At 72.6% G+C, this 23086-nt stretch carries 22 protein-coding genes; 14 read left to right on the forward strand and 8 right to left on the reverse strand.

The window, feature by feature from the left end; translation table 11 throughout:
- Window positions 1–28: 28 nt before the first annotated feature.
- Window positions 29–949: a proteasome assembly chaperone family protein gene (locus ACFY1S_RS08005; RefSeq protein ID WP_387113946.1), complete on the reverse strand. Its 921-nt coding sequence runs from the start codon at window positions 947–949 to the stop codon at window positions 29–31.
- Between the two features lie 422 nt (window positions 950–1371).
- On the opposite strand from ACFY1S_RS08005, the gene ACFY1S_RS08010 reads away from it, so the two are divergent.
- The 3 genes from ACFY1S_RS08010 to ACFY1S_RS08020 all read left to right on the forward strand — a co-directional run bounded on the left by ACFY1S_RS08010 (window position 1372) and on the right by ACFY1S_RS08020 (window position 3282).
- Entirely contained in the window at window positions 1372–2223 is an 852-nt protein-coding gene (locus ACFY1S_RS08010; protein ID WP_387113948.1) for a peptidase M23, read from the forward strand.
- 107 nt (window positions 2224–2330) lie between these two features.
- The gene (locus tag ACFY1S_RS08015) at window positions 2331–2477 is read left to right on the forward strand and encodes a hypothetical protein (protein ID WP_364371549.1); all 147 of its coding nucleotides are present in this window, start codon (window positions 2331–2333) and stop codon (window positions 2475–2477) included.
- A 49-nt stretch (window positions 2478–2526) separates the two neighbouring features.
- Window positions 2527–3282, forward strand: a complete 756-nt coding sequence (locus ACFY1S_RS08020) for an EcsC family protein (RefSeq protein WP_387113950.1) — start codon at window positions 2527–2529, stop codon at window positions 3280–3282.
- A 15-nt stretch (window positions 3283–3297) separates the two neighbouring features.
- Here the strand turns inward: ACFY1S_RS08020 and ACFY1S_RS08025 are convergent, their stop codons facing one another.
- Entirely contained in the window at window positions 3298–4149 is an 852-nt protein-coding gene (locus ACFY1S_RS08025) for a GDSL-type esterase/lipase family protein (protein WP_387113952.1), read from the reverse strand.
- A gap of 191 nt (window positions 4150–4340) precedes the next feature.
- On the opposite strand from ACFY1S_RS08025, the gene ACFY1S_RS08030 reads away from it, so the two are divergent.
- From ACFY1S_RS08030 to ACFY1S_RS08050, 5 genes are read left to right on the forward strand one after another with little or no spacing between them, the layout of a single operon-like run.
- On the forward strand, window positions 4341–4604 hold the full coding sequence (locus ACFY1S_RS08030) for a DUF6343 family protein (protein WP_364371540.1): 264 nt from the start codon (window positions 4341–4343) through the stop codon (window positions 4602–4604).
- Window positions 4605–4616: 12 nt separating this feature from the next.
- The gene (locus tag ACFY1S_RS08035) at window positions 4617–6032 is read left to right on the forward strand and encodes an NADP-dependent succinic semialdehyde dehydrogenase (RefSeq protein WP_387113954.1); all 1416 of its coding nucleotides are present in this window, start codon (window positions 4617–4619) and stop codon (window positions 6030–6032) included.
- A 42-nt stretch (window positions 6033–6074) separates the two neighbouring features.
- Window positions 6075–7040: a TIGR03885 family FMN-dependent LLM class oxidoreductase gene (locus ACFY1S_RS08040; RefSeq protein WP_387113956.1), complete on the forward strand. Its 966-nt coding sequence runs from the start codon at window positions 6075–6077 to the stop codon at window positions 7038–7040.
- A 37-nt stretch (window positions 7041–7077) separates the two neighbouring features.
- Window positions 7078–8649 (forward strand): Na+/H+ antiporter, encoded by a 1572-nt coding sequence (locus ACFY1S_RS08045; protein WP_387113958.1) that lies wholly within the window; start codon window positions 7078–7080, stop codon window positions 8647–8649.
- Window positions 8646–8903 carry a UBP-type zinc finger domain-containing protein gene (locus ACFY1S_RS08050; protein ID WP_387113960.1) on the forward strand — a complete coding sequence of 86 codons (258 nt, stop codon included), beginning with the start codon at window positions 8646–8648 and terminating at the stop codon, window positions 8901–8903. Before ACFY1S_RS08045 ends, ACFY1S_RS08050 begins: the two co-directional genes overlap by 4 nt.
- A 95-nt stretch (window positions 8904–8998) precedes the next feature.
- Here the strand turns inward: ACFY1S_RS08050 and ACFY1S_RS08055 are convergent, their stop codons facing one another.
- A complete protein-coding gene (locus tag ACFY1S_RS08055; protein WP_387113962.1) occupies window positions 8999–11608 on the reverse strand; it encodes a glycoside hydrolase family 9 protein in 2610 nt (869 codons plus the stop codon).
- 249 nt (window positions 11609–11857) lie between these two features.
- On the opposite strand from ACFY1S_RS08055, the gene ACFY1S_RS08060 reads away from it, so the two are divergent.
- The gene (locus ACFY1S_RS08060) at window positions 11858–12583 is read left to right on the forward strand and encodes a PP2C family protein-serine/threonine phosphatase (RefSeq protein ID WP_387113964.1); all 726 of its coding nucleotides are present in this window, start codon (window positions 11858–11860) and stop codon (window positions 12581–12583) included.
- 9 nt (window positions 12584–12592) lie between these two features.
- Here ACFY1S_RS08060 and hrpB read toward each other — a convergent pair whose 3' ends face one another.
- Genes hrpB through ACFY1S_RS08075 form a run of 3 tightly spaced genes read right to left on the reverse strand, consistent with a single transcriptional unit; the run spans window position 12593 to window position 16246 of the window.
- The gene (gene hrpB, locus ACFY1S_RS08065) at window positions 12593–15151 is read right to left on the reverse strand and encodes an ATP-dependent helicase HrpB (protein ID WP_387113966.1); all 2559 of its coding nucleotides are present in this window, start codon (window positions 15149–15151) and stop codon (window positions 12593–12595) included.
- A gap of 28 nt (window positions 15152–15179) precedes the next feature.
- On the reverse strand, window positions 15180–15380 hold the full coding sequence (locus ACFY1S_RS08070) for a DUF397 domain-containing protein (RefSeq protein WP_364371508.1): 201 nt from the start codon (window positions 15378–15380) through the stop codon (window positions 15180–15182).
- A gap of 41 nt (window positions 15381–15421) precedes the next feature.
- Window positions 15422–16246, reverse strand: a complete 825-nt coding sequence (locus ACFY1S_RS08075; protein ID WP_387114388.1) for a helix-turn-helix domain-containing protein — start codon at window positions 16244–16246, stop codon at window positions 15422–15424.
- Window positions 16247–16417: 171 nt separating this feature from the next.
- On the opposite strand from ACFY1S_RS08075, the gene ACFY1S_RS08080 reads away from it, so the two are divergent.
- The 3 genes from ACFY1S_RS08080 to ACFY1S_RS08090 are packed head-to-tail and all read left to right on the forward strand — an operon-like array spanning window position 16418 to window position 19209.
- Window positions 16418–17059 carry a GPP34 family phosphoprotein gene (locus tag ACFY1S_RS08080; protein WP_364371506.1) on the forward strand — a complete coding sequence of 214 codons (642 nt, stop codon included), beginning with the start codon at window positions 16418–16420 and terminating at the stop codon, window positions 17057–17059.
- Window positions 17060–17107: 48 nt separating this feature from the next.
- Entirely contained in the window at window positions 17108–18622 is a 1515-nt protein-coding gene (locus ACFY1S_RS08085) for an APC family permease (RefSeq protein ID WP_364371503.1), read from the forward strand.
- Window positions 18619–19209: a GNAT family N-acetyltransferase gene (locus ACFY1S_RS08090; protein WP_387113970.1), complete on the forward strand. Its 591-nt coding sequence runs from the start codon at window positions 18619–18621 to the stop codon at window positions 19207–19209. The genes ACFY1S_RS08085 and ACFY1S_RS08090 overlap by 4 nt, the downstream gene beginning before the upstream one ends.
- Window positions 19210–19299: 90 nt before the next feature.
- Here ACFY1S_RS08090 and ACFY1S_RS08095 read toward each other — a convergent pair whose 3' ends face one another.
- Window positions 19300–20124, reverse strand: coding sequence for a SigB/SigF/SigG family RNA polymerase sigma factor (locus ACFY1S_RS08095; RefSeq protein WP_139586245.1), 825 nt, complete (start codon window positions 20122–20124; stop codon window positions 19300–19302).
- 367 nt (window positions 20125–20491) lie between these two features.
- Between ACFY1S_RS08095 and ACFY1S_RS08100 the strand changes: the two genes are divergently transcribed.
- On the forward strand, window positions 20492–21247 hold the full coding sequence (locus ACFY1S_RS08100) for a hypothetical protein (protein ID WP_387113972.1): 756 nt from the start codon (window positions 20492–20494) through the stop codon (window positions 21245–21247).
- Here ACFY1S_RS08100 and ACFY1S_RS08105 read toward each other — a convergent pair.
- A complete protein-coding gene (locus tag ACFY1S_RS08105) occupies window positions 21196–22785 on the reverse strand; it encodes a phospholipase D family protein (protein ID WP_387113974.1) in 1590 nt (529 codons plus the stop codon). The genes ACFY1S_RS08100 and ACFY1S_RS08105 overlap by 52 nt on opposite strands.
- A 132-nt stretch (window positions 22786–22917) precedes the next feature.
- On the opposite strand from ACFY1S_RS08105, the gene ACFY1S_RS08110 reads away from it, so the two are divergent.
- Window positions 22918–23046, forward strand: coding sequence for a hypothetical protein (locus tag ACFY1S_RS08110; protein ID WP_255421212.1), 129 nt, complete (start codon window positions 22918–22920; stop codon window positions 23044–23046).
- The last annotated feature ends 40 nt before the right edge of the window (window positions 23047–23086 follow it).

Raw genomic sequence — 23086 nt, forward strand, 5'->3', positions numbered from 1 at the left:
CTGCCGCATCCGCCGCCCCGGCGCCGGGTCAGCTGCCCGGGGTGTCGCCGGGACGGGTCTGTTCGGCCAGGAAGCGTTCCAGCTCCGCGCCGAGTTCGTCGGCGGTGGGCAGCGGTCCGGCGTCCGCGGCGAGCAGGTTCTTCTCGCCCCGGCCCCGGGCGAACGTGTCGTACTGCTCCTCCAGGGCCTGGACCAGTGCGGCGGCGTCCTCGGTCTGGGCCACCTGCCTGTCGATCTCCACCCGGACCACCTCGGCGGCAGAGCGGAGCCCCTCGCCGGGCAGCAGCAGCCCGGTGCTGCGGGACACGGACGTGAGCAGCACCTCGGCGGCGGCCGGGTACTCGGTCTGCGCCACGTAGTGCGGCACGTGGGCGGCGAAGCCGAGCGCGTCGCGGCCCTGCTCGCCGAGGCGGAACTCCAGCAGGTGACCGACGCTGCCGGGCACCTGGACCCGTTGCAGCCAGGGCTCGTACCCGGCGATCAGCTCGGGGCGGGTGGCGTGGGCGGTCACCCCTGTGGGCCGGGTGTGCGGCACCGCCATCGGGATCGAGTTGAGCCCGACGGTGAGCCGGACGTCGAGTCGGGCGGCGAGCCCGGCGACGGCCGCCACGAACCGTTCCCACTGCAGATCCGGCTCGGGGCCGGTGAGCAGCAGGAAGGGGGTCTCGTCGTCGTCGTGCAACAGGTGCAGTTCCAGCTTCGGCGCGTCGACGGACTCCCAGTGGTCCTCCATGAAGGTCATCACCGGCCGTCGCGAGCGGTAGTCGAAGAGCTGGTCCACGTCGAAGGTGGCGATCGGCCGGCCCTCCAGCGAGGTGAGGAGCTGCTCGCGGGCCAGCCGGCTGGCGTTGCCGGCGTCGACGAAGCCGGTGAGGGCCTGGATCAGGACCGGTTGCCCGAGGTCGGGCAGGTCGTCGGTGAGCTGGTAGAGCTCGTGTGGGTCGAGCACCGGTGCGGACCTCCCTGGAATGTGCCTACTCGGATGCCGACGCGACGGACAGCACCCGGTTCGGGCAACGTACCCGCCATCCTGGTGCATTCCTGCTTCGGGCGATCCGTCGCCCGGCGGATGCGCGTGACCGGACCAATCATGCGATTACGCCATCGGGCGGTCCGGGTCGCCTGAACGGTGGAGTGGTGGTTCGGCCCAAAGGCCGAGTTTGTCGATCATGTCAAGGCGCGGGGTCCGATGTCCCGGCCTGTCGCCGGCCGTGTCGACCTGCGTGCCCCGCCGGCTTCATCCGGTACGCGAGGTACGTTCCCCGCGCGGTTCGAGGCACCCCGGTCGTCCACCAGCACACCTCGGATCTGTGGCAATCGCCACGTGATCACCGTGCGTGATCGGTGTGTCCGCCTGCCTAGCCTCGGCTGATGCGTGACGACGGCACCCTCGACGACCCGTACGCCCCGAGCAGCCCCACTGCCGATATGGAGGACAGCACCTCAACCGAACGGACAACCACCGCGAGTCGCCTCCTGGCGTACGGCCGGGACCTGACCGGACGCCGCCGGGCGCAGGTCGCGCTGGCTACCGGCGTGGTGTGCTGCCTCGGCCTGGCCGCGGTCGCGCAGGTCCGTGACGACGGTGCCGGCCCGGCCCGCGGCGACGCCCTCGCCGGCAGTGCGGATCTGGTGCAGCGTGCCGAGCAGCAGACCGCCTCGCGCGGACTCGAGCGCTCCGCCACCCCGTCGACCCCCGCGGCCACCCCGTCGTCGTCCGCCGACCCGGACACCACGTCGCCGGCCCGCAAGGCGGCCTCGGCGCGCCCGACCGACCCGGCGCCCGTCGCCGGCCTGGACGAGGACCAGATGGAGAACGCCGAGGCGATCGTCCGCGCCGGGCGTGACATGGGCGTCCCCCGTCGTGGCCTGGTCATCGCGGTGGCCACCGCCATGCAGGAGAGCAACCTGTACAACGTGGCGAGCGGTGTGCTGCCCGAGTCGCAGAACTACCCGCACCAGGGCGTCGGCTGGGATCACGACTCGGTCGGGCTGTTCCAGCAGCGGTCCAGCAGCGGCTGGGGGCCGGTGGGCCGGCTGATGGACCCGGAGTTCGCCACCCGACAGTTCCTCTCCGCCCTGGAGCAGGTGCCCGGCTGGCAGCGGATGCGGCTCACCGACGCCGCCCAGGCGGTGCAGGTCTCCGCGTACCCCGAGCACTACCAGAAGCACGAGTGGCGGGCCGTGCGGGTCGTCGACGCCATCGTGCCGAGCGGGAGGTAACCTTCCGGCCACTATGGACGGTGGGTGGTTGAACCTGTCGAGTCCCGGGTACATCCGTTGCGGGTTCGGGGTACACATGACTGAGGGATTACCGACAGGAGGACGTTATGTCACTGATGCAGCGGATCAGCGCTTTTCTGAGATCACCCAAGGGGCAGCAGCTGGTCGAGCGCGGTCGGCGCGAGATGGCCAAGCCCGCCAACCAGCAGAAGCTCAAGGGGTTGGCGTCGCGGTTCTCCAACCGTCGCCGCTGACCGCCCCGTCGGCCGTCCTGCCCGCCGTACCCACCCCTGGGGAGCCCCGGTGACCGACACTCCGCCCGTCGGCGGCCAGCCCGCCGCGCCCACCCCCCAGCCGTCCGTCGGCCCGCCGGACGGGCCCACGGAGGTTGTGGAGGGCCCGCCGGCCCGCCTCTGGGACCGGATGCGCGACGATCCGCAGTACGCCCCGGAGCATCTCGCCCTGGAGGCGGTACGCCGGCTCGGCCCGGAGGCCGCGCAGTGGGCCGGTCGCGCCCGCGTCGAGCAGCCAGGCGTCTCGGCCGACGCGCTCGCCGACCAGGCGGCCCGCAAGTTCGTCAACCTGGCGCGCCTCTCCGGTGCGGTGTCCGGCGCGGCCGGGTTGCCCGGGGCCGTCCTCGACGTGGGTGTGCTGGCCTGGACGCAGGCGCGGATGGTGCTGCACATCGCCGCCGCGTACGACGTCGACCCGCTGCACACCGACCGGGCCACCGACCTGCTGGTGCTCCAGCGGGTGCACAAGGTCGCCGAGAGTGCCCGCCTGGCGCTCGGCGTCGCCGCCGGCCGCGAGCGTGCCGACGCGCTCTTCGGGCTGGGCGGGCACCGCCCACTCGGCCGGGTCATGCTGCAACTCAGCGTCCGGCTCGCCCGGATGGCAGGCGTGCGGGCGGCCAAGAGGATGGTCGCCAAGGTCATACCCGGCGCCGCGATCGTGCTGGGCACCTGGGCCAACTCGTCGGCCACCAAGGAACTCGCCGAGCGCTCCCGGGAGCTCTACCGTCCGCGTGGCGCGGCCCTGCCGCCACCTCGCCGTCCCTGACCGGCCCGCCGGGGCTCAGTCGGCGAGGCCGGAGGAGCCCCAGGTCACCTCGGCGAGTCGGCCCTGCCCGTTGACGTTGGGGTGGAACCAGTCCAGCGGATTCAGCATGTCCAGGGTGAAGCGCACCCGGTGCACGGCACCGCCGTCGTGCCGGCAGCGCGAGCCGTACGCCCGGCACGCCGCCACCAACTCGGCGTTGTACGCGTCGATCCGGTCCCGCACGGCGGCCCGGCGGCTCCGGTCGGCGGGCGCTGTCGACGTCGCGTTGGCCAGCAGGGCCGGGCACACTCCACGCCGCCAGGCGCGCGTCGCCCGCGCGTCGCCGTGCCCGACCTCCCAGAGCCGGTACAGGTCGGGGATGCTCACCACCAGCACCCGGGCCTTGGGCCGGCCGGTCCGCAGTGCCCGCAGGCCGCGGTCGACGTCGGCGCGGAACTCGGCCACCGGTGTCATGGCGTCCACCCCGCCCCGGCAGACGTCGTTGGCGCCGACCAGCACCGTGACGTAGTCGGCGCGGTCGCGTACCGCGGCCTTCGCCTGCCCTTCCAGGGCGTCCGCGCGGGCGCCGGGACGGGCGTGATTGTAGGCCCGGCCGCGGATCGACGGGTCCTGGTCGAGCAGTCGCCGGTAGTGGCTGCGCACCCGCAGGCCGTCCCCCGTCGACCAGGAGTTGCGCTCGCAGGAGGTGAGCACCAGGCAGGAGGCGAAGCCGGTGCTGATCGAGTCGCCGAGGGCGGCGATGCCGCCCGGGCCGCCTGGCTGCCCGGCGCTCCTGGTGGGGCGGGGCGCCGCCGAACCGCCTCCCTCGCAGGCCAACGCGACAAGCGCCGCGAGGCAGGCCAGGACGGCGACCCAGCGTCGAGGCATGACGTCTCCCGTTTCCGCAGCGCAGAGCGACAGCACGGTAACTCTATGCGTAGGACGTGGTTTGTGGGGAAGGTGCTGTCGGGTATGCGGCAGACCGCCGCCGCCGGCGTCGCTCGACTGCTATAAGGCCGCCCGGTACGGCCCGGGCCCCGTACCGGTTAACTCCCCCGATCGGGGGTAGGTCGGGAGGTATGACGAGATCGCAGCCCCGGCGTGCCCGCGGCACGGTCGGCCACGCGAACAGCGCGCTGAACCTCCGCCTCGCCCTCGCCACCTTCGGCCTGGTGATCATGGTGATCTTCGCGGTGCTGGCGTTCTGGGCCGGCATCGCCTGGCTCGGCGTGGTCTGCGCGATCCTCGCCGTGGTCGCCGTTGTCGACCTGGTCGTGATCCAGCGCCGCCGCGCCGCCCGCCGCCGCGAGGAGCCGGGCGTACGACACTCGTTGTTCGAGTGACAGGAGGACGAGATGCCCCACATCGCCACCACCAACCCCGCCACCGGTCAGGTGCTCAAGACCTATGAGGCGATGTCCACCGAACAACTCGACGCCGCCATCGAGCGGACCCACCTCGCGTACCAGCAGCTCCGGGCGACCACCGTCGAGCAGCGCGCCGGGTGGATGAGAGCGGCGGCCGACCTGCTCGACGCCGAACGCGACGAGATCGCCCGGATCATGACCACGGAGATGGGCAAGACGTACGCGTCGGCGCAGGCCGAGGTGACCAAGTGCGCCACGGCCGCCCGCTTCTACGCCGACAGGGCGCCGGCGTTCCTCGCCGACCAGCCCGCCGACGCCGACGCGGTCAAGGCGACCCGGGCGTTCATCCGCTATCAGCCGATCGGCGTGGTGCTCGCGGTCATGCCGTGGAACTTCCCGCTCTGGCAGGTGATGCGCTTCGCCGCGCCGGCGCTGATGGCCGGCAACACGGGCCTGCTCAAGCACGCCTCGAACGTGCCACAGACCGCGCTTCTGCTGGAGGACGTGTTCCGGCGGGCCGGGTTCCCCGAGGGGGCGTTCACCACCGTGCTGGTCGGCTCGGACGCCGTCGACCGCATCCTCAGCGACCCCCGGGTACGCGCCGCGACGCTCACCGGCAGCGAACCGGCCGGCCGGTCCATCGCCCAGATCGCCGGCCGGGAGCTGAAGAAGACGGTCCTGGAACTCGGCGGCAGCGACCCGTTCGTGGTGATGCCCTCGGCCGACGTGGACCGGGCCGCCGAGGTGGCCACCACCGCCCGCTGCCAGAACAACGGGCAGTCCTGTATCGCCGCCAAGCGCTTCATCGTGCACACCGACGTCTTCGACGCGTTCGCCGAGAAGTTCGCAGCGAACATGGCCGCGCTACGCGTCGGCGACCCGATGGACCCGGACACCGACGTCGGCCCGCTGGCAAGCGAGCGGGGCCGCGACGAGGTGCACGCCCAGGTGCGGGACGCGGTCGACAACGGCGCGACGGTGCTCTGCGGCGGTGAGCTGCCCGGCGGCGACGGATGGTTCTACCCGCCGACAGTGGTCACCGACCTGACCCCGCAGATGCGGATGTGGTCCGAGGAGGTCTTCGGTCCGGTCGCCGGGCTGTTCCGGGTGTCGTCGTACGAGGAGGCCATCGAGGTCGCCAACGGGACCAACTTCGGGCTCGGCTCGAACGCCTGGACGCGGGACCCGGCCGAGCAGGAACGCTTCGCCACCGACCTGGACGCCGGGAACGTCTTCATCAACGGGATGACCACCTCGTACCCGGAGCTGCCGTTCGGCGGTGTGAAGAACTCCGGCTACGGGCGGGAGCTGTCCGAACTGGGCATGCGGGAGTTCTGCAACACCAAGACGGTCTGGGTGGGTGAGGGCGCCGCCTCGGCCGGCGCGGGGGCGCACGCCGAATAACGCATGCGTCAGGCACCCGAATCATGGGTAGGAAGTGCGCCCATGACGCAGTTCGGGTTCCACGCCTCGCATGAACAGATCGGTCCGCGCGCCCTGCTGGAGGCGGTGATGCACGCCGAGCGGGCCGGCTTCGACGCCGCCATGTGCTCGGACCACTTCTCCCCGTGGAGCGCGCGGCAGGGCGAGTCGGGCTTCGCCTGGTCCTGGCTGGGCTCCGCGTTGCAGGCCACCGGCATGCCGTTCGGCGTGGTCAACGCACCGGGCCAGCGGTACCACCCGGCGATCATCGCGCAGGCCATCGGCACCCTCGGCGCCATGTACCCGGGTCGGTTCTGGGCGGCGTTGGGCACCGGTGAGGCCAGCAACGAGCACATCACCGGCGACGCGTGGCCGCGCAAGGACGTCCGCGCCGCCCGCCTGCGCGAGTGCGTCGACGTGATCCGTGCCCTCCTCGCCGGCGAGGAGGTCAGCCACGACGGCCTGGTCCGGGTGGACCGGGCCCGACTGTGGACCCGCCCCGAGGAGCCACCCGCGCTGGTCGGCGCCGCAGTCAGCGTGGCCACCGCCCGCTGGTGCGCCGAGTGGGCGGACGGCCTGATCACCGTCAACGCACCGGTGGCCCACCTGCGCGAGATGATCGGCGCGTACCGGGACGCCGGCGGCCGTGGGCCCCTGCACCTGCAGGTGCACGTCTCCTGGGCGCCGGAGCAGGAGCAGGCCGAGGCCCTCGCGTACGACCAGTGGCGCAGCAACGTCTTCCCCCCGCCGGTCTGCTGGGACCTGGAGACCGTCGAGCACTTCGACGTGGTCTCCGCCGACGTGCCCGCCCAGCGGGTCGCCGAGGTGGTCAACATCTCCTCCGACCTGGGCCGGCACGTCGGCTGGCTCGAGGAGTACGTGGAGCTCGGCTTCGACCAGATCGCCCTGCACCACGTCGGGCAGGAGCAGCGCGGTTTCATCGACGCGTTCGGCGCCGAGGTGCTGCCGAAGCTGCGCTCGGCCGGCTGATCGGACGCCGCTGGGCGTACCCCTAGGCTCGTACCCCATGGAAAGCCTGTTTCCGGTCGTCGTGTTCCTGGCGATCGCCACCCTGGGCGCCGCGCTGGCCCGCCGGTTCGGCCTTCTCGCGCCGATCGTGCTCGTCGTCCTCGGCCTGGCGCTGTCGTACGTGCCGGGCTTCCCGCAGGTCGAACTCGACCCCGAACTGGTGCTGGTCGGCATCCTGCCGCCGCTGCTCTACGTCGCCGCGTTGGAGACGTCGGTGCCGGCGTTCAAGACCAACATCCGGCCCATCCTGCTGCTCGCGGTGGGCCTGGTCCTGTTCACCGCGTTCGTGGTCGGGTTCGTGCTGCACCTGTTGCTGCCGCAGCTGCCGTTCGCGATCTGCCTGGCCCTCGGCGCGGTGGTCGCCCCGCCCGACGCGGTGGCCGCCACGGCGGTCGCCCGCCGGGTCGGCCTGCCCCGCCGGGTGGTCACCATCCTGGAGGGCGAGAGCCTGGTCAACGACGCCACCGCGCTGGTGCTGCTGCGGGTCGCGACGATGGCCACCATCGGCTCGGCGGTCGGCACCACCGAGGTCGCCGTCGAGGTGCTGCGGGCCACCGGCGGCGGCATCCTGATCGGGGCGCTCGGCGCGCTGGCCTTCGGTTTCCTGCACCGGCGGATCACCGACCCGCTACTGGACAACGCGCTGTCGCTGATCATCCCGTTCGCTGTGGTGTTCACCGCCGAGCACCTGCACGCCTCAGGTGTGGTCGCGGTGGTCGTCACCGGCCTGGTGCTCGGGCACAAACTGCCCCAACTGCTGTCGGCGGCGTCCCGGTTGCAGATCGGCGCGTTCTGGCGGCTGGTCCGGTTCCTGCTGGAGGGCCTGGTCTTCCTGCTGGTCGGGCTCCAACTGCGGGAGGTGCTGCACGACCTGGACGAACCGGTCGGCTCGATCCTCCTGACCACTCTCGCGGTGCTCGCCGCCGTCTTCCTGACCCGGTTCGTCTGGCTCTTCCCGGCCACCTACCTGGCCCGGCTGGTCCCGCGGGTCCGCCGCCGGGACGCCCGACCGTCGCCCAAGGTCCCGATCATCATCGGCTGGGCCGGGATGCGCGGTGTGGTGACCCTGGCCGCCGCCCTCGCGCTGCCGCTGACCCTTGCCGACGGCGAGCCGTACCCGAGGGCTCTGTTCATCTGGTTGGCCTTCGCGGTGATCGTTTTCACCCTCGTCGGTCAGGGCGCCACGCTGCCGCTCGTCGCCCGCCGGTTGAAACTGCCGCAGGACGACCCCGTGCAGGACGCGCTGTCCGCCGCCGGTGTGCAGCAGCAGGCCAGCCGCGCAGCCCGCGAGCGCCTCGACGAACTGGCCGACAGCGCCCCGGAGGCGGTGGTGGACCGGCTGCGCCGGGCGTCGGAGGACCGCACCAACATGGCCTGGGAGCGGCTCGGAGGGGCCGAACGGGAAACCCCGTCGCAGGCGTACGGTCGGTTGCGACAAGAAATGATCGACGCCGAGCGGGAGGTGTTCCGGGCTGCCCGGGACTCCGGTCGGATCCCTGAGGAGGTGCTGGTGCAGGCCTATCGTGACCTGGACCTGGAAGAGTCGTTGCTGCGGGAGGTCGAGAAGTGAGCTGTCAGCACCTGGCCGAGGCCGGCGCCGCCGAGCCGCGCACCCCCGACGAGTGCGCGGAGTGCGTCGCCATCGGCGAGACGTACTGGGTGCACCTGCGCACCTGCCTGACCTGCGGGCAGGTCGGCTGCTGCGACTCGTCGCCCAACCAGCACGCCAGCAAGCACTACGCGTCCACCGGTCACCCGGTGATCCGGTCGGCGCAGCCCGGCGAGGCCTGGCGCTGGTGCTACGTCGACGAGGAGATCGGCTGATCACTGGCCGGGGCTGATCCGGCGCGTTCGGCCAGGGCCCGTCGGTGGTGGGTTTCCTGGTGGCCGCCCGTGACGGGCGGCCACCAGGAGGGGAGTCAGCTCAGCGAGCAGGCCGCTCCGTTGACCGTGACCAGGCCCGGGTCGGGATTGGCGCCACCGGCAGTCGTCGCGTTGAAGCCGAACGTCACTGTGCCACCGGGCGCGATCTTGGCGTTGTGCGACTCGTTGCGCGCGGTCACCGTCGCTCCGGACTGGGTGACCTTCGCCAGCCACGCCTCGCGGACCCGCTGGTCGCCGGTGAACGCGAAGCGCACGCTCCAGCCGTTGACGGCCGTGGTGCCGGTGTTGCGCACGGTCACCTGCGCGGTGAACCCGGTGCCTCCCTGCCAGGCGCCGTAGTTGGCGTAGTCCACCGAGCAGGTGGTGGCCGGCACCGCGCCGGCGTCACCCTGGTCGGCCAGGAACGAGGCGATCCACGCCAGCGCCGAGTTCCAGTTGATCGCCACCTCGTTCGTCGAGTACGAGTTGATGTCGTCGACGTAGCAGAACTGGGGCGCGCAGCCGGTCAGCAACTGCGCCACGAACGGGTCCTGCAGGGCCGCGTTCGCGCCACCGGCGAGGGAACCGTCCGGCGGGCGGGGCATGCTCGGGTCGAGTTGGTGCCCGAAGATGCGGCTGTGCTGGTTCTGCGCCGCGTGCTCGCCCCAGCCGGTGACGTAGGAGATGTTCAGGGCGTTACGGCCGAAGATGTAGTCCATCGCCTGCACCGCCCCGTCCCGGTAGACCGGGTTGCGGGTCAGGTCGAACGCGGTGGCCAGCACCACGGCGTTGTTGATGATGTTGCTGTTGCCACCCCAGAAGTAGCTGTTGGCGTCACCGGGCATCGGCAGCCCGTACGCCTGGCGGCGCAGCTCGGCGAGGTACGCGTCGGCGGCTGTGGTGACCGAGGAGCGGATCCGGGTCAGCTCGGCGGCGGGCAGCCCGTTCGGCACGGTGGCCAGGTCGAGGCGGCCCAGCGCGGCGACGCTCTGCCAGCCGAAGCCGCGGGCGTCGAACACGTCGCCTGTATGGTGCGGCGAGGCGGTCAGGTCGGTCAGGTAGGTCTGCGCCCCGGTGGTGAGGTACAGCTCGGCCGCCGCCCAGTAGAACTCGTCGGTGACGTTCGTGTCGTCGTACGCGCCGCCGCCGGTGCCGTCGGTCGGGCTGGCGTACACGGCGGGGTGGGCCTTGGCCGCGGCGTAGGCCGTCTTCGCGGCGGTGCCGCAACGGGTCGCGAACGCCGCGTCGTACGGCGCGAAGAGTCGCGCGCACTGGGCGGCGGTGGCGGCCAGGTTGAGGGTGGCCGCGGTCGACGGTGGGTGCAGCTCGCGCGGCTGCGGGTCGTCCTGCGGGGCGAGCGGAAGGCCTGTCCAGTTCTGGTCGTGGATCTTGTGGTGGACCATCCCGGCGAGCGGCTTGCCGGCCGGCACCTGCATGCGCAGCAGGAACTCCAGCTCCCAGCGGGCCTCGTCGAGGATGTCCGGCACGGCGTTGCCGCGCTCGGGCACCCGCAGCGTGCCGTCGGCGAGCCGCGCGCCGCCGGCCGCGGTGGCGGCCGTCTTGGTCCGCTCGAAGGTGTTCAACAGCTGGTAGGTGGCGATGCCGCCGTTGACCACGTACTTGCCGTGGTCGCCGGCGTCGTACCAGCCGCCGCGCACGTCGAGCGAGTAGTCGCAGACGCCCGGCTGGCAGGGCACGTTTGTGTCGCCCTTGTTGGGGGCGACGCCGAGGTGGCCGGCGGGGCGGGCGTACTCGTCGCCGATCAGGTCCCCGTCGATGGCGATGCCGCTGCGTTGGGCGTAGAAGAACTGCAACGAGTCCGAGCGCAGCTGGTCGTAGAGCGTGCCGGAGATGTCGAACGGCCTGCTGGTCTCCCCGTCCACGGTGAGCGTCAGCCCGGTGCCGGGGGTGCGGTAGCTGGAGAAGTCGACCGAGTGCACGTTCTGCCCGGAGGCGGCGTCGACACCGCGGGCGGTGGTGGTGCCGCTGGCCACGACGGTGCCAGCGCCCGATCGCAGCTGCCAGGGCAGCGGCTCGGTGGCGTCGGTGACCACTGTTGCGTTCTTCGGCCCGCCGGGCAGGTAGCCGACCTGGTTGACGCGGACTCGCGGCCCGGTGTCCGGCACGTACGGCTCGGGGGGCTCGCCGCCGCGCAGCGAGACGTCGTCCAGGCAGATGGTCTGCGTCTCGGGGGAGCCGCCGACCTGGAAGATCAGTTGGGCGTTCGGGTTGTCGTCCGGGACGGTGAAGGTCTGCTCGACGCGCTGGGCGGTGCCGGTGGCGGTGGCGTCCACGGCGGCGTACGTGGTGTACGGGGCGCTGCCGAGTTGGAGCACGGCCTTGACCGCCGCGCCGGGGGTGGCGGAGACGGCGAAGCCGAGGGTGTACTCAGCCCCGGCGATAAGCGGTACGCCGTCCTGGCCGATGCCGGCGTCCCACGGGTTGGCCAGCCCGCCTGCGACAGTGGTGCAGAGCCGCCCGTCGGTGACCGCGAGCGCGCCGGTGCCGAAGGAGAACCAGGGGCTGACGCCGGCGCTGAAGTCGCCGTTGTCGATCTGTTCGGGGGCGTCCGGTGGGGGGTCGGCGTGGGCCGCGCCGGCGCCCGCGCCGGTGAGGGCGAGGGCGGTCGCCGCGGCCAGCAGGAGGCGGCGTCGGGGTGTCGTCACGGGGAGTCCTTCCGGGGCCGGGGGTGGGACGGAGGTGGCGGTACGACCTGGGAGCGCTCCCAGGTATCGGCTCGATGTTTCCAGTGGGGATCCGCCGTGTCAATTGATCTGACTGGATGGGTTTTGCCGTGCCACAAGGGCGGCCTCGCGGTGACGCGCCGACCCCGAGACGTGAGATTGACCGCGCCACGCGCCGCCGTCGTGATCTCCTAGAGACAACTGCGCCCTTCGCCTGGCAGGCTGCCTCCCATGACCCTGAAGCTGCGTTCCGTGGGAACGAGCGACCGTGGGCTGATCCGTAGCGGAAACCAGGACGCCCTGCACGCCGGGACCTGGCTCGTCGCCGTCGCCGACGGCATGGGCGGGATGGCCGCAGGTGACCTCGCCAGCGCCCTCACCATCGACGCGGTCGCCCCGCTCGACGTGGAGACGCCCGAGGACGCCCTGGTCGCCGCACTTCAGGGCGGCATAGCCCTGGCCACCGCGAGGATCCGGCAGGCGGTCGCCGAGGATCCCGAGCGTCAGGGCATGGGCACCACACTCACCGCCCTGCTCTTCGCCCGTACCGGCAGCTGTCTGGCCCTCGCCCACGTCGGCGACTCGCGGGCGTACCTGTTCCGCGAGGGCGTGCTGAAGCAGGTCACCCGGGACGACACGTTCGTCCAGCTGCTGGTGGACCAGGGCGTGATCACCGCCGACCAGGCCAGCAGTCACCCGCGCCGGGCTGTCGTCACCCAGGCGTTGCAGGGCGAGGAGGTCTCCCCGTCGTACGCCACGATGGTGCCCCGCGCCGGTGACCGGTGGCTGCTGTGCAGTGACGGCCTCTCCAACGTGGTCCGCCCGGACACGCTCGCCGAGGTGCTCGCCGACCACCCGGACCGGGCCGCCTGCGTGGGCAAGCTCATCGACCTGGCGCTGCACGCCGGCGCACCGGACAACGTCACAGTGGTGGTGGCCGACGTGGTGCAGGAGTGACAGGCGCGCTCAGCGCCGGCGCGGCGTGACCCGGCGGGTGGGCGTCGCCGTGCCCGGGTCCTCCGGCCACGGATGCCGGGGGTAGCGGCCGCGCAGCTCCGAGCGCACCTGCGGGTAGCCGGTACGCCAGAACGAGGCCAGGTCGGCGGTGACCGCGACCGGCCGTCCGGCGGGGGAGAGCAGGTGCAGCAGCACCGGCACCCGGCCGTCGGCGATGCGCGGAGCCGCCGGCCAGCCGAACGTCTCCTGGAGTTTCACCGCCAGCACCGGCGCCGCCGGGTCGGTGTAGTCGACCCGGATCCGTGAGCCGCTGGGCACCTCGATCCGCTCGGGGGCCAGCTCGTCCAGCCGGGCCGCCTGCCGCCAGGGCAGCAGCCGGCGCAGCGCCGAGGCCACGTCCACCCGGGCCAGGTCCGCGCGCCGCCGTGCGGCGGCCAGTTCCGGACCGAGCCAGGTGGGGGCGGCGTCGAGCAGTGCCTCGTCGCCGACGTCCGGCCACTCGTCGCCGAGATGGTGCCTGCTGAACGCCAGCCGCTCGCGCAGGGACCGGGCCGCAGGCGTCCAGGACAGCAGCCCCACCCCCTCCTGGCGCAGCCCGGTCAGCAGCGCCCCGGTCACCTCGGCGCGTTCCGGGCGGTCGATCCGGCGCTGGAGCAGCTCGATCGCGCCCAGTCGGGTCACCTCCCGGGCCACCACGTCCCCGTCGGACCAGCCCACCTCCCGCCGGGTGGACAGCAGCGGGCCGGCCGCGTCCCGGGCGGTCGCCTCGTCCACAGGAGTGGCCCGGCGGATCCGTGCCGACGGCGCGCCGGGGGTGCGGTCCGCGACGGCGACCGCCAGCCAGTCGGAGCCGACAAGTGCCGACCCGGCCGCCAGCTCCGCGGCGGTTCCGCCGGTCATGAGGTACGCCGAGCCGCCCGGTCGCCGCGCCCGCGCCAGCCGTTCCGGGTACGCCAGGCCGACCAGCAGCCCCGCGGCGAGATCGTCGGTGAGCCCGGCCCGTCCGCCGGTCTCCGGGCCACGCGCACCGGCCCGGCCCCGGCCCTCAGTCGGGGAGTCGACGGGCAGCGCGGAGCGCAGCCGTCGTACCTCGGTGCGCCAGCGGGCAGTCGCTCCCGCGTCGGCGTCGGCGCCGGCACGCAGGCGGCGCCAGCTGGCGACCAGGTCGTCGCCGGGACCGGCGGCGCTCTCCTCGGCGAGCAGGGCCACCACCTCGGCGGCACGGTCCGCGCCGACCCGGCCCGCGCCGTCGAGCAGCGCCCGCGCCAGCCGTGGGTGCGCGCCCGCCGCGGCGATCGCCCGGCCGCGCGCGGTGATCCGGCCGTCCGCGTCGACCGCGCCCAGGGTGACGAGCGTGTCCCGGGCCACAGTCATCGCCGCCACCGGTGGCGCGTCGGGCAGCGCCAACCCGACGCCGTCCGGCTGGCCCCAGGCGGCCAACTCCAGCGCGAAGCCGGTCAGGTCGGCGGTGGCGATCTCCGGCTCGGCGCGGGCGGGCAGCCGTTCGTGGGTCGCCGCGGACCAGCACCTGTAGACGAACCCGGGGGCCTCCCGGCCGGCCCGGCCGGCGCGCTGGGTGGCGGCGGCCCGGGAGACCGGCACGGTCACCAGCGCGCCCAGCCCCCGGGCCAGGTCGACGCGGGGCACCCGGGACAGCCCGGCGTCCACCACGACCCGCACGCCCGGGACAGTCAGGCTGGTCTCGGCCAGGGCGGTGGACAGCACGACGCGCCGCCGGTCGGCCGGGCGCAGGGCGGCGTCCTGCTCACCGCCGCGCTGACGGCCGTGCAGGGGCAGGAGCGCGACGGCGTCCCGCAGGTCGACGAGCCGGCCGCTGACCGCCGCGATCTCGCCGGCGCCGGGCAGGAAGACCAGCACGTCGCCGTCGTGCTCGCGTAGCGCCCGCCGGACGGTGGCCGCCACGTGGTCGAGCAGGGCCCGGTCGACAGGTCCCGCTCCGGGCGGCGCGACCGGCCGTGGCGGTGGCGCCCAGATCCGCCGCACCGGGTGCAGCGCCGACTCGGCCCGTACCACCGGTGCGGGGACGTCACCGCCGAGCAGCGCGGCGAACCGGTAGGTGTCCGGGGTGGCGGACATGGCCAGCAGCCACAGGTCCGGCCGGAGGGTGGCCCGGGCCTCCACAGTGAACGCCAGCGCCAGGTCGGCGTCGAGGTGCCGCTCGTGGCACTCGTCGAGCAGCACGGCGCCCGTACCGGGCAGCTCCGGGTCCTGGTGCAGGCGGCGGACCAGCAGGCCGGTCGTGACCACCTCCACCCGGGTGGACGGCCCGACGCGGCGCTCGCCGCGGACCGCGTAGCCGACGCGTTCGCCTACCCGCTCGCCGAGCAGCTCGGCCATTCGCCGGGCGGCGGCGCGGGCCGCCACCCGCCGCGGTTGCGCGATCACCACCCGACCGGTGACCCGGTCGGCCACGGCCAGCGGCGCGAGTGTGGTCTTGCCCGTGCCCGGCGGCGCGACGAGCACCCCGGCGCCGGCCGCGTCGAGTGCCGCGACGAGCGCCGGCAGCACCGGACGGACCGGCAGGTCAACTGTTACGTCGGAGAGCACGGCCCAGTCTCGCACCGGCCCGCCGGACTCACCGGCGGTGGACGCCGCCCACGCCGCGCACGAAGCTCCGCCAGGCCGGTGCCGCGAACGCGAGGACCGGGCCGGAGCGGTCCTTGCTGTCCCGGACGGCGACCTGACCGTCGACTGTCGCGACCTCCACGCAGTTGCCGTTGCCACTGCTGCGCGTGCTGGTGCGCCAGTCCGCCCCGGTCCGGTCGTACGCCGTCATCCGCGGTGCCTCTCGTCTGCGTCGGCGTGCCGCAGACGCGGTCACGCAAAGTTACGAGAAGCCTGCTCCAGACGGGTCAACGACGCCGTCGGATCGAGTGCCATCCGGCACAGCTCCTCGTGCAGAAGGCTATACCCGAGCACTTGATCGGCATCCTCCAGAGCCAGTCCCATCGTGAGGTTATCCAGGTAAACCACTGACGCGTCGGCGGTGTCGGCGAAGTTGAGGATCACGTACGGGGTGCTCATCGCCGGGTGCCCGCCGGCAGCGAACGGAAGTACCTGAATTGTGACGTTGGGTAGTTGAGCGATTCGACTCATGTGGGCCACCTGTTCGGCCATCACGGCGGCGCCGCCGACCGGGCGCAGCAGGACCGCCTCGTTGAGCACTACCGACAGGTGGACGGGGTCGTCGCGGCGCAGCACCTCCTGCCGGCGCAGCCGTGCGGCGACCTTGCGTTCCAGGCCGTCCTCGCCGGCGGTGCGCCGGTAGATCTCCCGCGCGTACGCCTCGGTCTGCAGGAGCCCGGGCACCGACTCGGCCTCGTACGTGCGCAGCGCCGCCGCCTCGGCCTCCAGGCCCACGTAGAACTCGAACCACTCGGGCAGCACGTCGCTGTAGTTCTGCCACCAGCCGCGCTGCTGGGCGCCGCGGGCGATCTCGATCAACGCCTCGGCGTCCGCGCCGGTCACCTGGTAGAGGGCCAGGGCCGCGCGCACGTCTCGTGGCTTGATGCCGATCTGCGCGGTCTCGATCCGGGAGAGGTTGCTCTTGGACATGTCGAGCTGCCGGGCCGCCACATCGAGGGTCATCCCCGCGCGTTCCCGTAGCTGGCGGAGCTCCCGAGCGATGCGTCGACGGCGCACTGTCGGGCTGGCGGTGGGTCGGATCGCGGGGGTGGGGGTCACCGTCCGAGTCTGACATGACGAGATCCCCAGGTCGCGCCTGTACGGAGTGCAACTTTCAAATCTGGGAGTTGCATTGCAGTAGCTCTGGGTGCATCCTTTCCCGGTTGCGATCACTGTGGACATGCACCCTTGCGGGAGGACCGTTTGCTCATCGCCGACGAGTTCTTCCTGATCGCCCACAACGACAGTCGTGGCAAGGCCAAACTGCACCCGGCGGCGACCGGCCTCGGGTTGGCCGCAGGCCTTCTCGGTGAGCTGATCCTGTACGGACACATCACCGTCTCCGGCGGGCAGGTAAGCGTCGTCGACAGGCGTCCCCCGTCCGACGCGCTGGCACACACGGTCCTCGACCAGTTGATCGGCGAGGCCCACCACCAGGCGGTGAACACCTGGCTCAGCTTCCTGTCGCAGAGCGCCACGACCTCGGTGGGGGAGCGGCTGGCCCGCGCCGGGGTGCTCCGCCGCCAGGAGAGCCGGCGACTGCTGCGGACGTCGGTCAGCTACCTGCCGATCGACCTCAACGCGGTGGCCTGGCCGGCGACCCGGTTGCGGGCGCTGCTGGACCGACCGGATCCGCCGAGCGTGCCGGACGCGCTGCTGCTCGGGCTGGTCGTGGCGGCCGGGCTGACCCGCGAGGTGCTGTGGAGCGCCGGCCCCCGCGCCCACCACCGGTTGAACGTTCTCATCCCCGCGCTGCCGGCACCCCTGAAGGAACTCGTCGGGCACACCGAGGCGGCCGTCGGCGCCGCGGTGCTGCGCGGCTTCCCCTGACCCACCCGGTAACCCCCTGTCCCTCCCCTCGACAACCGGAGTAGTCGTATGCCCCCGACATCGACAGTCGACCGACCCAGCAACGTCTCCGAAGCCCTCGCCCGGGGTCGCCTCGGCGTCCCCTCGGTCATCTTCTTCGTGCTCTCGGCGGCCGCGCCGCTGACCGTGGTCGCCGGTGTGGTCACCACCGGCTACGGCGTCATCGGTGTGACAGGCATTCCGCTGGCCTTCCTCGTGGTCGCCGCGGTGCTCGGCCTGTTCTCGGTCGGCTACGTGGCGATGTCCCGCCGGGTGGAGAACGCCGGCGCCTTCTACGCCTACATCTCCCGTGGCCTCGGCCGACCGGCAGGTGTGGGTGCCGCCTGGGTGGCGCTCCTGGCGTACAACGCGTTGCAGGTCGGGCTGTACGGCACCATCGGCGTCGCAGCCGAGCCGGTGCTGGACCGGATCTTCGGCGGCCACCCGCACTGGTCGATCGTCGCCCTGGTGGCGTGGGCGCTTGTCGGTCTGCTCGGTCTGCTGCGGGTCGACATCAACGGCCTCGTGCTGGCCGCGCTGCTGGTCGCCGAGATCGTGGTGATCCTCGTCTTCGACCTCGGTCAGCTCGGCAACCCGGCCGACGGTCAGGTCAGCTTCGCCGCCCTGTCGCCGGACAACCTCTTCGTGCCGGGGGTGGGCGCCGTGCTGGTGCTGGCGATCCTCGGGTTCGTGGGCTTCGAGTCCGCTGTGGTCTTCAGCGAGGAGAGCAAGGACCCGAAGCGGACCGTGCCGCTGGCCACCTACCTGTCGGTGGCGATCATCGCCGGGTTGTACGCGCTGTCGTCCTGGACGATGACTGTCGCCGTCGGACCGGACCGGATCGTCGCCGAGGCCGGCGAGCAGAGCGTGGGCCTGATCTTCAACCTGGCTGCCGCGCAGCTCGGTGACACCGCTGTCACCATCGGCCAGGTGCTCTTCCTGACCTCGGTGCTGGCCGCGATGATCTCCTTCCACAACACGACGGCGCGCTACACGTTCGCCCTGGGCCGCGAACGGGTGCTGCCGGCGGTGTTCGGGCAGACCTCGCCGCGCTCCGGCGCCCCCCGGGCCGCCTCCCTGGCGCAGAGCGCCCTCGGCCTGCTGGTCATCCTGCTGTACGCGGCGAACGGCTGGGACCCGGTGGTCCAGCTCTTCTTCTGGGGCGGAACCACGGGCGGCTTCGGCGTGCTGCTGCTGATCGCCACCACCTCGGTGGCGGTGATCGCCTACTTCGCCCGCTCCGGCGGCGCCGGCGAGAACATCTGGCGGCGGGCCATCGCCCCCGCCCTGGCGACGATCGCCCTCCTCGTGATCATCTGGTTGGCCGTGTCGAACTTCGCGAACCTGCTCGGCGTCGAGCCGGACTCCACCCTGCGCTGGGCGCTGCCTGCCGTGTACCCGGTGGCGGCCGCGCTCGGCGTGATCTGGGGGCTGGTGCTGCGCGCCAGCCGCCCCGACACGTACGCCCGGATCGGGCTCGGCGCGGCGAGCGCCGCCGCCGCCGTGACGGCGGACGCGCCGGCCAGCGTGGAGGTGACGCGGTGAGCGTACGCATCGACCGGCTCGGGCCGCCGGACACCGTGCTGGTGGCCGGCCTGATCGCCGAGGCGTTCACCGCCCTGGAGGTGACGTCCTGGCTGGTGCCCGACGCGAGCAAGCGTGAGGCGGTCCTGGCCGGGAACTTCGAGATCCTGGTCGGGCACGCGATGCGCCACGGCACGGTGTACGCCACGGCCGAGCGCACCTCGGTCGCTGTGTGGCTCCCGTCGGTGGGGGAAGAGCTTCCCCCGCCGGAGGACTACGACGCCCGGCTCGCCACCGCGTGCGGCGAGTGGACCGACCGGTTCCGCCACCTCGACGACCTGTTCGCGGCGAACCACCCGCACCCGGACCACCACCACCTGGCATTCCTGGCGACGCGGCCGGATCGGCAGGGGCGCGGGCTGGGCACCGCGCTGCTGGAGCACCACCACGCGTGGCTGGACGCCAACGCGATGCCGGCGTACCTGGAGGCGAGCAGTCCGCGTAGCCGGGACCTGTACGCCAAGCACGGCTACCGGGCCGGTGAGCCGTTCCGGGTGCCCGACGGCACGCCGTTCTGGCCGATGTGGCGCGACCCGATCGGTAGCTGACCGAAGTTGTCACGTCCGCGTGACACCTATCGCGTGTGACGCGAAGCGGGGCCGGGTCCAGCTGGACCCGGCCCCGCTTCGTCAGGCGTTCTAGTACGTGCCGTCGAGCTGGCCGCGCAGCTTGGTCAGCGCCCGGGCCAGCAGCCGGGAGACGTGCATCTGCGAGACGCCGATCTGGTCGGCGATCTGCGACTGGGTCAGGTTGCCGTAGAACCGCAGCGTGAGGATCTTCTGCTCGCGCTCGTCGAGGGTGGCGAGCGCGGGGCCGAGGGCCACTCGCAGCTCGGCCAGCTCGAACTCGTTGTCCTCACCGCCGAGCATGTCGCCCAGCTCGGTGGCCCGGTCGCCGTCGCCGGTCGGGGTGGACAGCGACACCGCGTTGTACGCGCGCGCACCCTCCAGGCCCTCCAGGACCTCTTCCTCGGTGAGCTTGAGGTGGGCGGCGATGTCGGCGACCGTCGGCGAGCGGCCGAGGGTCTGCAGCAGCGAGCTGTTGGCGTCCGAGATGGCCAGCCGCAGCTCCTGGAGGCGGCGGGGCACCCGGATGTCCCAGGTGCGGTCGCGGAAGTGCCGCTTGAGCTCACCGATGATGGTGGGGATGGCGTACCCGGCGAAGTCGACGCCGCGCGTCGGGTCGAACTTGTCGATGGCCTTGATGAGGCCGACGGCGGCGGTCTGGGCCAGGTCGTCGGTCGGCTCGCCCCGCCCGCTGTAGCGGTGGGCGAGGTGGTTCGCCAGGGGAAGCCAGGCTTCGATCGCCCGGTCGCGCAGCGCGGCGCGGGACGGGTGGTTGGCCGGCAGTGCCGCCATGGCGTTGAGCAGGTCGGCGGCGCTGTCGGTGAGCGCGCGCGGGTCCAGCTTGGTGGTGCTCCGAACAGCGGTGCTCGGCTGCTCGGTGATCGTTGGCGCGGTCATGGGTGGTCCTCCCTGCACCTCGTCCGCGGACAAAAGACGTGACGCTTTTTGGTTTAGCTTCGTATGGGCCGTTCGGGACTCACCTTAGCCTGATCGTCTCGCCGAAATCTAGCCGAAAGGCTGATGTACTTATGTGATTTTCAATCACGAAACGCTCAAGTGGGGCGGAAGTCTGGCGGAGTGTGAGGTCTCTTACCTGTCCCGGGCCACCCGGTCGCCCCACAGGTGTCGAACCGATCGGTCAACTCCGGCCACCGGACGGTCAACAGGAAATCCGACAACGGGGCAGGTGTGTCGCCTATCCGTCCTTGTCCCGCCGCTGGGACCGGCCGTAGCGTCGCCTGTACACACCCGGTTCGGAGGCACCATGCTCGATCCAGCCGCTCCCCAGCTCGTCGTGAACAGTCGCACGCTCTACTTCAGCTGGCTGCCGGCGGATCCGGACGCGGTGGCCGCCCTGGTCCCGGCGGGGCTGCGCCCCCGCGCCGACCGTCAGGTGTTCCTCAACCAGTACGTCGTCGACGACGAGACGCAGACCTCCGGTTTCGGCGCGTACTCGCTCACGTACCTCGGTGTGTCGCTGGCCGGCGTGGACGCGCCCGGAGGGCTCAACCCGGGCGGCTGGTGGACCCACTACGTGGCCTCCACCCGAATCGTGCGGGAGTACGCCGCCGCCCGTGGCGCCCCGACGTTCGCCGGTCGCACCCACATCGAGGTCGACGGCGAGGACCTGTGCTCCGAGACCGAGATCGACGGTGTGCCGCTGGTCCGGGCCCGCTGCCGGGTGGGGGAGACCGGGCATGTGATCAGCAGCGGGCACCACCGCTACTTCACCAGGCGCGACGGTCAGCTCCTCAGCTCGGTCTACCCGTTCGTGGCTGAGCCGGTCGCGCCGTTCGAGATCGAGTCGGTGGAGTTCCTCCAGCCCGGGCACCCGCTGTACGCGCTACGACCGGACAACCCGCTGACCATCGGCTTCGGCTACTTCTCCCCGCGCTCCTCGTTCGCGTACCCCGGAGGGCTGACCGTGCATCCCGGCTCGACCGGCATGCCGGAGCTGGCCCGGACGGTTCACCAGGTGCCCGCCAGTCTGGCCCGCAGCGGCCTGCCGTCCGGGTCGTAGACCAACCGGTACGCCGGCAGCGCCCAGGCGCGGGTGTACCACGGCAGCCGCTCGGGTCGGTGCGGGCGCAGCCGCCCGGGTGGGCGTTCACCCACCTGGCCGTCGTCGTACCACTGTTGCAGGGCGTCGGCGGCGGCCGTGATCGCCGCGACGGCGTCGGCGGGGTCGAGCAGGTCGGCGTCGTCCCGGCCGTCCGGGTCGCGGTCCAGGTGCTCGCGCCAGAGCCGCAGTCGCAGGTCCCGGGCGAAGACCCGCGCCCCGTCGCCCCGCCCGGCCGGGTCGGTGGGCTCCCGCTCGTCGCGGGTGTCGTCGAGCACTGCGCAGGACAGCTCACTGTCGTGCGTCCAGGACCGGCGGTTGAAGTTGTCGCTGCCGACGCTGGCCCAGACGTCGTCGATCACGCAGACCTTGGCGTGCACGTAGACCGGGTCGCCGGCGTGGTTCTCCACGTCGAAGACGTGCACCCGGTCCGGTGCGGCCCGCTCGCACAGCGACAGCGCCTGCTCCCGGCCGACCATGTTCGGCGGCAGCGCCAGCCGGCCGTCCACGTCCGGGTGCCGGGGTACGACGGCCACCAGGTGCAGCTCGGGGTTGTCCCGGAGCGCCCGCGCGAACAGGTCCGCGACCTCAGTCGACCAGAGGTACTGGTCCTCCAGGTAGATGAGCCGGCGTGCCCGGTGGACCGCCTTGGTGTAGCCCCGGGCGACGGTCCGTTCGCCGTCCGGCGCGAACGAGTAGCGGGGCCGGACGGCGGGATAGGTCCGCAGCACCTGGATGTGGTGCGGCCCGCAGGCGGGCGGGTCGGCCGGCTGCTCGGGCAGCGGGTCGGGCGTGAGGTCGGCGCCGCGCAGCCGGTCCCGCAGGTACGCCATCGGGTTCTCCGAGTCCAGTGGCATCGGGTCGGTCCAGCGTTCCCGGAACACGGTGTCCAGGGCGCCGACCACCGGGCCGCGTACCGCGAGCTGCAGGTCGTGCCAGGGCGGGTGGGGGCCGTACCGGGGCGACATCTGCACCGGCTGCGGGTCGCCGTGGTGGGCGGCGTCGTCGCGGCGGCTGTGGCACAGGTCGATCCCGCCGGCGAACGCGATGTCCCGCTCCGGGGCGTTCGGGTGCCGCAGCACCACGAGCTTCTGGTGGTGCGAGCCGCCGCGGCGGACCCGCTGGTCGAGCAGCACCTCGCCGCCGGCCGCGGAGACGGCCTCGCTGAGGTTGCGGTTCTCCGCCTCGCTGTAGGCGAGCACGTCGAGGTGGGAGCGCCAGATCAGCCCCTTGACCACCACGCCCCGCTGCGCGGCCTGGGCGAAGAGTTGGGCGACGGTCGGGCCGTCCGGTCGCAGCCGCTGATCCGGGTCGCCCCGCCAGTCCGTGAAGAACAGGTGGTCGCCCGCGGTGAGCGCCTGCACCTCGTCGACCAGCCGGTCGAAGTACGCCGCGCCGTGAATCAACGGCTCGGCGAGGTTTCCGCTGGTCCAGACGGGTAACCCAGAGACCGGGTTGGCCCGTTCCCGCGCGGTGAGGAACCAGTCCTGCAACGGCACCGTCCAGCCCCCCGGAGGTCGACAACGTTCTCACGGTAGGACCCGCGGCGCGGGTTCGCACCCCGGCCGGGCGCACCGGTGACCTGGCCAACGCCATCGACGACGATGTGACACCAACGAGGAGGCCGCACTATGCCCCGCGAGACGACGAATCCCGTGACCGAGTACCGCGAGCCGGCGGTGGAGAGCGAACGGGGTGCGCTGGTAGCGGTGTTGGTGATGGTGATTCTCGGTGTCGCTGGGATATTCGCGGTCTCCTGAGGCGGCGCCGGCGCCCCGGTGACACAGGGGGCGCCGGCGC

This window comes from Micromonospora sp. NPDC000663 (assembly GCF_042898105.1).
Taxonomy (GTDB): domain Bacteria; phylum Actinomycetota; class Actinomycetes; order Mycobacteriales; family Micromonosporaceae; genus Micromonospora.